The organism is Nitrososphaerota archaeon (assembly GCA_011605775.1).
GTDB lineage: Archaea > Thermoproteota > Nitrososphaeria > Nitrososphaerales > JAAOZN01 > JAAOZN01.
The window spans coordinates 1-9,153 of sequence record JAAOZN010000021.1 but is presented as its reverse complement, the minus strand read 5'-3'; the positions used below and the strand labels follow the sequence as shown (position 1 = coordinate 9,153).

The window sequence follows — 9,153 nt, the reverse complement described above, 5'->3', positions numbered from 1 at the left end:
TTTTTTCAAGCCCTAAAAAAGCGGAGTTATTTAGGTTAAAGAGTGACTGCGCAATGATCAGCAGCGATGAGATCTGGATTAGTGTGGAAGCTTCAGGTCTATTTAGAAAAGATGATATGTGGTTGGAGTAGAAGAAAAAGACAACCGTAACCAAAAGCCCTACGCTTACCCTATTGATGTACGCTGCTTTGAGCGTCTTAGAGAGTAGCTCTAATCTACCCTCAACCCTAAGCTTGGCTGAATAGTAGGTTACAGCAGGGTTTATCCCGAGGTCTATGAGACCTACGAGGATCGAGGGGATGGTGAGTGAGAGCGCATACAGCCCCAACCCTTCGGGCCCGATGAGCCTAGCTACGATGATGGAGCCTACCGCCAATATGATTGATGCGGCGCTATTTCCGATAAAGAGTGTGAAGCCGCCTTTAGCGAAATCCTCCATAATATCTCTGATGCTGCCGGACATAATCTACCCCAAACCGATCTGATCACCTTACAAATAAGGCAACATAAAGGTATTTACTCGCTATTGGGAAAAACAGAAAATGCGGATTATCGATTCTATAAACGTACATTAGATGTTGAGCATTAACTGCTAGAAGATTTGCTCGTCTCGTATATCCACGGTCTTCAGGCGCTCTATGGATGTTTGTGCTGCCGCACTTGGGGCAGTTTCTTGGTCTTCCTGTTCCATAAGGTTCGTCCCAAGTGTGGTTGCACTCCTAGCACTTGAACTTCCTTTTCGCCTCTGTTCTACCATATCTCACTTAACATCTCACCTCCCTTTCGATTCGGATAGCTTTGCCGTTGACCAAGGCGTCTGCGATCTTCTTGCGGGCTGCTGTTAAGATTCTGTTTAGGGTTGGCTGTGAGATGCCCATCTGCTCCGCAGCCTTCGTCTGCTCTAGGCCCAAAAGATCGGATAACCGTAAGGCTTCTAATTCGTCTGCTGCGATAACCACCTCATCTAAATCTATTAGTGGTATACCTTTTGGCTTATAGTAGAGGACTCTAGGTGTGATGGAAATCCTTCTGCAGCACCTTGGTCTAGGCATCATAAAGAATAAATATTCATAACTATATAAGTGTATCTGGTGGGGGAAGTGAAGATAGCAATAGCAACAGATGATGGTATGACGATAAGCCCACACTTAGGTAGAGCCAGATCTTTCCTAGTTGTGGAAGTAGAGGATGGGAGGATAAAGAATAAGGAGTTGAGGAGGGTAGCTGGTGGAGGAATGAGGCACGGTGAATGCGACCATAGATCTATGATCAGCAGCATAAAAGATTGTGAGGCAGTGATCAGCTTCGGCATGGGTTGGAGAATATACGAAGACTTTAGGGCTAACGGGATCAAACCAATAGTAACCGACAAACCTAATGTCGAAGAAGCATTAGAAGCCTATCTTAAAGGAGAACTTGTTGATAGAAAGGACAAACTCCACTAAGCTATGTAGGAGCAGCAACAAGAAAGATGTGAAAGCGGAGGTAGGTTGGTAGCCCGGGGCAGATTCGAACTGCCGTCACCGGCTAACCCCTCTTACCCATTTGGGATCCAGAGGCCGGTATCCCTAGCCCTTTGGGTTGGCCGCTAGACGACCGGGCTGCCTTCTTATAGTTGGTTGATCTGGGTTTTTGACCTTTTCCTTGGATTGATTCGGTAGGCTTATAGTAGTGGGGTGTATAGGCTTAGGTGTGGTTGGTTTGGTGAGTGTAGCTGCTAGAGTGGGTGAAGTTGAGTACGCTATCAGAGAGGTCGCTGCGTTGGCTGCCAAGCTCTCTAAATCTGGTGTGAAGATTATACCTCTTAATATAGGTGATCCCGTTAAATTCGACTTTAAGACGCCTCAGCACATCAAGGATGCTCTGATAAAGGCGGTTCAAGAAGACCATAACATGTATGGGCCTTCTGAGGGGCTGCCTGAGCTGCGTAAGGCGATAGCTGAGCGGTTAAATAAGATGGGTGGCGAAATATCTGAGGACGATGTTATAATCACAAACGGGATATCTGAGGGTATACAGATGCTGACAGGGGTCTTGGTTGAAGCTGGCGACGAAATCCTAGTACCTTCACCAGGCTACCCAAGCTACAACGCTTACATAAGGTTCTATGGTGGTAAGGCGGTAGCCTACCGCACAGTAGAGGAGGAGGGCTGGGCTCCTGACTTAGAACACCTCAGAAGCAGGTTAAGTAAGCGTACGAAGGCGATTCTACTTATCAACCCAAATAATCCTACGGGCGCACTTTACGACGCCAAAGTGGTTAGAGAAGTCGTTCAGATAGCTGCTGAAAACAACCTTATCCTTATAGCTGATGAAATCTACGATGAAATAATCTTTGAGAGCAGCTTCACACCAGCAGCGTCCTTGGCCAAAGATGTCAATCTGATCGGTTTAAACGGCTTCTCGAAGGCTCATCTAATGACCGGCTGGAGGCTAGGCTACATCTACCTTAAAGACGGGGAAACGAAGCTAAAAGAGGTTAAGGAGGGGCTTCTGAGGCTGGCTAGGGTTAGGCTCTGCCCCAACACACCGGTCCAGAAGGCTGGTGTAGCGGCACTAAAAGGACCTAGAGACCATATTCAAGACATGATTAGGAAGCTTAAGGAGAGGAGAGACTACTGTTTAAAGGCTATTCAAGAGATAGAGCTGATGAGTGCAGCCACACCAAAAGGAGCCTTCTACCTCTTCCCGAAGATAAACCTCAGAGGCACAAGATGGTCTTCTGATAAAGAGTTTGTGCTCGATCTTTTGAAGGAGACCGGTGTTACACTGGTGCACGGCTCAGGCTTCGGCGAAGAGTATGGCTCAGACCACTTCCGAATGGTCTTTCTACCACCTCTAGAGGTGTTAGAGGAGGCTTTTGAGAAGATCAGAGGCTTCATAAAAGCGAGGCACAGGTAGCGCTACACTACATCCGCTCAACCACAGGTAGACCCAGCAGATCCATCGTCTTACCTAAAACCGCTTTAAACGCTGTTACCAGCATAAGCCTACTAGCTCTAACCTCCTCGTCAGAGCAGCTCAAAACAGGTGCGCTCTCATAGAAGTTGTTGAATAGTGTTGCTAGCTCTATTGCGTACTTAGCTAGTGTCTTGGGTGAAAGGGTCTTTACAGCCTCTTCAACTACTAGGTCGAACTTCGAGAGTTCTTTGAGCAGCTTCTTCTCCGATGGCTGTGTGATAGTTGGCTTGGAGGTTGAGGGGGTTAGGCCCTCTGCAGAAGCCTTCTCAAGTATCCGGCTGGCTCTGACGTAGGAGTAGAGTATGTAGGGTCCTGTATCTCCTTCAAGCCTCAGCGCTTTGTTCAGGTCGAAGACGACTATCTTATCCAGATCTTGTTTGAGTAGGTCGAATCTGAGGGCTGCTACGGCTATACTTTCCGAAACCCTCTCACACCACTTCAAATTCTCCCCAGGGTTTCGCTTTATCGTCTCTTCTAACGCCTTCTTCTTGAGAGTATCTAATACATCATCAGCGTTCAAGTAGATCCCTTTTCTGCCAGACATGTGGAGGAGGCGCTCTTCCTCTGTGAAACCCATCTCTTTTGCTGTCTGTGGTGAGAGTGAGACAACTGCATACCCTAGGTGCACGTAACGCTCCTCCACAGTTTCGCCTGCGATCTGCTTAAGTATAGATTTGATGATTCTCTGAAGCCTACTCTGCCTCACATCTATAACCACGATGCTCTTCTCCGCACCATAGAAGTCCTGTTTCACACAGCCTTGAGCCAAGTCTGTCGCCCAGAGGGTTGTTCCATCAGGCTGCTTCACATACTCTATATAGAGGAAGGGGTCGTCGACTAAGCCGAGCTTCCAGGCTGCATACGGTATGTCCTTGGCTACGTAGGTTGCTGTGCCATCAGCCCTAACCAGAACCTTCTCCTCACCTTCCTCCTCGCCCTCTACTTCGACTATCCAACACCCTTTGAGCCTACCCTCCTTAACGAACTTGACTATGCCTCTCCTCTTTAACTCCTCGAATAACCTTTCCCAGAGTCTGGAGTGGATTATGTGTGATTCGAAGTTGAGGCAGTCGTATCTTGCTCCGAACCTCCAGCAGGTCTTCAGCTGCTCCTCTACGATCTTAGTGGTAATCTTCTTCGCTAGACGTGATACTTCGCTGTTCTGATCCTCTAACTCTTTTAGAACTTGTTTCTGCTTCTCTAGGAGCGCTGGGTTCTGCTCATACATTTCGTTCACCTTTACGTAGACGGTGTCGCCGCAGTAGTGGTCGAACTTTTCTCCTTGGGGTGCTTCTGGTTTAAAGTTGCAGTATAGGAAGCCGACGATTACATCAGCTACTTGGGCGCCAGAATCGTCTATGTAGTTCAGAACCTTCACATCGTAGCCGCTGTGTTTGAGCAACCTGTAGATCACATCGCCTATAGCCACGTTTCTTAGATGCCCTACGTGAAGCGCCTTGTTTGGGTTGACGCTCGTGTGTTCGACCGTAACTTTAATCCCTCTTCCTATATTAATTGGCTTGACCTGCTCGCTGCTTCTCAGGTTTGGGAGAAGCTTTTCAGCTAAGAGGTTGTAGTTTAGTTTGAAGTTGATGTAGCCGGGTGGATCTGCTGTTACACTCTCAATTAGGCTGTCTTCGCTGAGTTTTATTTCTGAGACTATCTTCTTGGCCACCTCTAGGGGTGGTCTTCTCAGATGTTTGGCTAGGGTGAAGGCTGTGTTGGCTGCGAGGTCTCCATATTGTTCTTCAGGGGGTTCGCTGATGTTGAATTCTACTGTAGGGTAGTCTAGTTTCTTCAGCGCTTCTTCCACAGTGCTCTTAGCTTGCTCTTTGAACTCTCGGAAGCTCAATCTTGGTTGAACCTATCTATCTTCACTTTAAAGAACTCTTCTGCGACGTGGTTGAGGGCTTCTACCAGCCCTTCGCCGTTTTCGCTTTTTGTGACGTGTTTTGCTGCGAGCTTCGCTTCTGTTGGTGCGTTGGCTAGGGCTATGCTGTAGCCGCAGAGTTTGAACATGGGTATGTCTGTTTCGCTGTCCCCTATTGCTATGGTATCCTCAGGATCTATGGTGAGGTGCTTTAATGCTACCATCAACCCAGTCGCCTTGCTTACCTCCCTTTGGTTTATGTGGTAGGCGTACTTTGAGTCGTTCAGCTGCACAGGTAGGTTATGCTGCTCTATCACCCTTCTTCCAGCTTCGATGTCAAAGCTCCTCTCGAGCACAACATCTGTGAACCTTGGGAAGACGGGTTTGATCTTAACACCTTCTATGCTTCTAGATAGGATTTCATAGGCTTCTAAGCAGACGGATCTATCCGCTAAGAGAGCCATCGTGGTCGGGGAGATTGCTACTACACCACCGTTTTCACCAACGATAACTCTGGTGGTGCCTAGGTAGATTGCTAAGGCGAAGAGCTCGAGCGGGGTTCTGCCGCTAGTTAAGATTACGCGTAGACCAAACTTCTCCATCCACCTTAGCGCGAAAACAGCCTCTAGATTGACAACACCACCATCCTCGGTGATCGTGCCATCTACATCGACAGCGAAAGCCTTCGGGTTCAATGCTTCTATCTCACGGTTAAAGATCATGGTATATCATCTTTTTGATAAGGTTATAACAGAGCCTTCAGAGCATGTAAAGGCTGAGGGCCCGTGGCCTAGTAAGTTCAGCCTAGAGTGGACCAAGGCGCTGGCCTCCGGTTCAAAAGAGAGAGGGGTTAGCCGGAGATCCGGGGTTCGAATCCCCGCGGGCCCGCATCTGATTGGGTTAGTTGTTTGTTTTGTTTGCTATTGACTTTGTGGTGTCGTTATGTAGATTTGTGTTGGTTGTAGAGGTTTTCTTCGCTGTTTGTTTAGTCCTCAGCTTTGCTGATTTTGCATAGCTTTCCTCTCATCACGTTTGTTCCGACTATGGGTTCGTAGCCGTAGGGGGGCTTTAGGGGGATTATCACGTTTATGTTTGGTTCGTAGGCTCTTTTTTCGTAGGTTTCGCCTTCTGGATACCACCATAGGGCTTGTGCTGAGACGACTTGTGGGTGGATGCCTCGTGTGAGCACTGCTTGCATCTTCACTTTTTCGCTGCTTGCTGGTGTTTGTATGTAGACCCAGTCGCCGTTTTTGATGTTGAGCTTCGCTGCGGTTTCAGGGTGTATTTCTACTATTGGGTTCGGGAGTAGCTCTCGTAGGCGTGGGATGTTGTGACCCATGGTCTGGTAGGAGGATATGTGTCTAGCGCCAGTTATGAGGATGAGCGGGTATTCTTTTGCTAGGTCTGGTGTGGAGTATGGGCTTTCGGGTGGTTCAACGTAGTTTGGTAGTGGATCGTAGCCGAATCTTTCTAGTAGTGTTGAGTATAGCTCGCATTTGCCTGTGGGTGTTTTGAAGCCTGGTTTGCCATCCTCTCTTAGCATCCCTTTTTCGTATCTTCTTTCAACATCGTTGGAGAATACGTATTTTTTTTCTTTGAATTCGTCGAAGGTTATGCCTAATTCTTTCAAGCGGTAGTCTAGAAATTCTCGGTATGTTGTTACTGGGAAGGGTGTTTTGAGCCCCATCCTTCTTATGAGCTCGAAGAGGACTTCGTTGTCGTCTCTGCATTCACCTACTGGTTCTATGGCTTTTTGGCGTGCGGCGATGAAATTTGTGTATGTGAAGGCATCGCATATATCGTCGCACTCCAAGTATGTTGCTGATGGTAGGACGTAATCTGCGAGCTCGGCTGAGGGTGTCATGAAGAAGTCCATGACGACTAGTAGCTCTAGATTTTTTAGGGCTTTAACAACTGTTTTGCTGTCTTCGAAGCTCACTGCTAGATTTGAGGTTAGGATTAGTGCTTTGATTGGGTATGGTTTGCCTGTTAGCATGGCTTCAAAGACGCTTGGGGGGTGTGAGGCATCTGAATGAGTTTGGTCCTGAGAGGAGGGGGTAGGTGTTGGCGCCTATGGTTCTTTTTTCGATTTCTTTGTTTAGGCGGAGGTGTTTCTTTATGTTCATGTAGGTTAGTTTTATTGGGTAGTTTGGTAGTTCGGCTCCTCCTTTTATGTCGAGGTTGCCTGTTATTGCTACGAGGATTGATAGGGCTCTGCTTGCTTGCACGGAGTTGTAGCTCATTGAGACTCCGAGGTGGGATTGGAGTGATGCTGGTTTTGAGGTTGCGTAGAGTTCGGCTGCTTTGATTATGTCCTCTTTAGGTATCCAGGTGATCTTTTCGACCTTTTCAGGTGTGTATTCTTTTACTCTCTCAGCGAGTTTGTCGAACCCGTAGCACCAGTTGTTTACGAAGTTGGAGTCGTAGAGCCCTTTGTTTATTATGATGTTGAGCATTCCGAGGGCTAATGCGCCGTCTGTGCCTGGTCGTATCTGTAGCCATAGATCAGCCATGGATGCTAGTTCTGTGTGGCGGGGGTCTATGACTATGAGCTTTGAGCCTTTTCTTTTAGCTTCGACGATCTTTCTGCCTAGTGGTGGGTAGGTGTGTAGTGGGTTGAAGCCCCAGAGGAGTATGCATCTGCTTTTTTTGTAATCTGGGACTCCTAGTTCGCAGGTGTAGACTTCTCCGCAGGTGAGTAGGTCGGCTATTAGGTGTGGTGTGTAGCAGTAGTGGCAGTTTCCGATGAGTTGGTTGGGTGAGCCTAGGGCTGCTAGGAATATGCTTAGCCCTATGGCTACTCGTTTTGGGTAGGTTCCGTATGAGACCGCTATGGCTTCAGGGCCGTATTGATCTCTTATTCTTGAGAGTTCGCTGCTTATTTCGTTTAATGCTTCTTCCCACGTTATTTGTTGCCATTTGCCAGCTCCTTTAGCGCCTATTCTCTTAAGGGGATGCTTGAGTCTGTCTGGGTGGTATTGTAGTTGCAGAAAGGACAGCCCTTTTGGGCACATATATCCGGCGTTTAAGGGGTGGTTTGGGTCTCCTTCTATTTTGACCGCTCTTCCATCTTCAACGTGCACTAGGGCGCCGCATTCGCTCATGCAGCCTCCGCATACGGTTCTTACAATCTTTTTCAAGTGAACACCTTGGGGATGTGTGGTGATGTTCTTTTAGTTATGTGTTTTGTTGGAGGTTGATGGGGTTATCTGCCTTTAAGCATGGGTTCGTTTGAGAGTAGGTTGTAGATGGTGTCTAGTTTTATTTTGAGGTTGAGTGCTTCGCTTATTGCTTCGTCGATGACTCTTCTAGCCTCTGGGTTGGCGAATTCTTCTGGTAGGGGTTTTAGTTGTAGGTTGCGGATCTTTTCGTCGAAGAGTTGGATGATGTGTTTCTTATCTTTGTTTGTTAGAGCGTTTATGTCGAGTATAGGCATATCTGAAAGCATATCCTTCTTAAATTTCACCCATGGGCCTCGAGTTACTTCCGCTATTGAGAGTAGGAGCAGGATGCCGAATGTTGAGTTTAACCACACAGCGAGGATCTTGGCTACGTCGTCATCGACTTTGATGGGCCACCAGACGTTTGATAAGACCTCTTCATCTAAGTATACGGCTAGGGCGGTGTAGGTGCTCAACCAACCTCTTTCAACTACTAGGAGTCTTCCACGTTTCTTCCATAGGTTTCGTGCTTGCTCAGCGTTCTTCGGTTCTAGGGATACGTTTGGTTTCTGTGGGATGATTTTGATGGTGCTTGAGTCATAGCCCCAGAATGCCTTATAGAGCGAGGGGGTTATCGGTTTGCTTACTGTGAAGGTTGAGTGTATCTGACGCACATCTGGTCCTATTTCTGCTCCTAAATTGGGGAGGGTGGTTAGGGGGATCTTCTTGGCTACGATGCCTTCATTTGGTAGGTAGATAAGCCCTCTTCTCAGTAGAAGTATCGTTCTATTAAGCTCCATCTGTGAAAGGATGTTGTAAACCCCAAAGTTCGCCTCAGCAAGTTTGGCTGAGTAGGCTTCACCAACCTTCCTCCCCTGAAGCCTAAGATGATACGGGGAAGCGTTGGTATTCTCTATATCATATAATCTAGCACTATCAGTTGGTATTCTCTATCTATCATATAATCTAGCACTATCATATAGATCTCTGAGCTGCCTACCTACATAAATCGACTCAGTTTCGTTTGAAGGCTTCCTCCACAAATTAGCAAAGACGGTATGCGTCTGCTTCTCACCCTTCCGCAGCTTCCTCGCCACCAGAAGAACCTCGCTAAGATCGGTATTTTCACTAAAGTTCCAAGAGTTAGGCGCCTCAAAGCTC

The 9,153-nt window shown here is 47.5% G+C and carries 10 protein-coding genes and 2 tRNA genes; 3 read left to right on the top strand and 9 right to left on the bottom strand.

Annotation, left to right across the window (positions count from 1 at the left end):
* Positions 1-463, bottom strand: a 463-nt coding sequence (locus tag HA494_01855) for an oligosaccharide flippase family protein (protein NHV96523.1), incomplete at its 3' end; no start/stop codon positions are given.
* 301 nt (positions 464-764) lie between these two features.
* A complete protein-coding gene (locus tag HA494_01850; GenBank protein NHV96522.1) occupies positions 765-1,052 on the bottom strand; it encodes a DUF134 domain-containing protein in 288 nt (95 codons plus the stop codon).
* A 39-nt stretch (positions 1,053-1,091) separates the two neighbouring features.
* Here HA494_01850 and HA494_01845 point away from each other — a divergent pair, with 39 nt between their 5' ends.
* Positions 1,092-1,445, top strand: a complete 354-nt coding sequence (locus HA494_01845) for an iron-molybdenum cofactor biosynthesis protein (protein NHV96521.1) — start codon at positions 1,092-1,094, stop codon at positions 1,443-1,445.
* Positions 1,446-1,491: 46 nt separating this feature from the next.
* Here HA494_01845 and HA494_01840 read toward each other — a convergent pair.
* Positions 1,492-1,603 (bottom strand) — tRNA-Gln (locus HA494_01840).
* A gap of 98 nt (positions 1,604-1,701) precedes the next feature.
* Between HA494_01840 and HA494_01835 the strand changes: the two genes are divergently transcribed.
* Entirely contained in the window at positions 1,702-2,901 is a 1,200-nt protein-coding gene (locus tag HA494_01835; protein NHV96520.1) for an aminotransferase class I/II-fold pyridoxal phosphate-dependent enzyme, read from the top strand.
* A 7-nt stretch (positions 2,902-2,908) separates the two neighbouring features.
* On the opposite strand, the gene HA494_01830 is transcribed toward HA494_01835, so the two are convergent.
* Both HA494_01830 and HA494_01825 read right to left on the bottom strand, forming a co-directional pair.
* Positions 2,909-4,813 (bottom strand): arginine--tRNA ligase, encoded by a 1,905-nt coding sequence (locus HA494_01830; protein ID NHV96519.1) that lies wholly within the window; start codon positions 4,811-4,813, stop codon positions 2,909-2,911.
* On the bottom strand, positions 4,810-5,535 hold the full coding sequence (locus HA494_01825) for a phosphoglycolate phosphatase (protein NHV96518.1): 726 nt from the start codon (positions 5,533-5,535) through the stop codon (positions 4,810-4,812). Before HA494_01825 ends, HA494_01830 begins: the two co-directional genes overlap by 4 nt.
* 75 nt (positions 5,536-5,610) lie before the next feature.
* Between HA494_01825 and HA494_01820 the strand changes: the two genes are divergently transcribed.
* Positions 5,611-5,719 (top strand) — tRNA-Arg (locus HA494_01820).
* A gap of 97 nt (positions 5,720-5,816) precedes the next feature.
* Here the strand turns inward: HA494_01820 and HA494_01815 are convergent.
* The 4 genes from HA494_01815 to HA494_01800 all read right to left on the bottom strand — a co-directional run bounded on the left by HA494_01815 (position 5,817) and on the right by HA494_01800 (position 9,089).
* Positions 5,817-6,827, bottom strand: a complete 1,011-nt coding sequence (locus HA494_01815; GenBank protein NHV96517.1) for a molybdopterin-dependent oxidoreductase — start codon at positions 6,825-6,827, stop codon at positions 5,817-5,819.
* A 4-nt stretch (positions 6,828-6,831) separates the two neighbouring features.
* On the bottom strand, positions 6,832-7,971 hold the full coding sequence (locus HA494_01810) for a molybdopterin-dependent oxidoreductase (protein NHV96516.1): 1,140 nt from the start codon (positions 7,969-7,971) through the stop codon (positions 6,832-6,834).
* 65 nt (positions 7,972-8,036) lie between these two features.
* The gene (locus tag HA494_01805) at positions 8,037-8,792 is read right to left on the bottom strand and encodes a hypothetical protein (GenBank protein NHV96515.1); all 756 of its coding nucleotides are present in this window, start codon (positions 8,790-8,792) and stop codon (positions 8,037-8,039) included.
* 150 nt (positions 8,793-8,942) lie between these two features.
* Positions 8,943-9,089, bottom strand: a complete 147-nt coding sequence (locus tag HA494_01800; GenBank protein NHV96514.1) for a hypothetical protein — start codon at positions 9,087-9,089, stop codon at positions 8,943-8,945.
* Between the last annotated feature and the right edge of the window lie 64 nt (positions 9,090-9,153).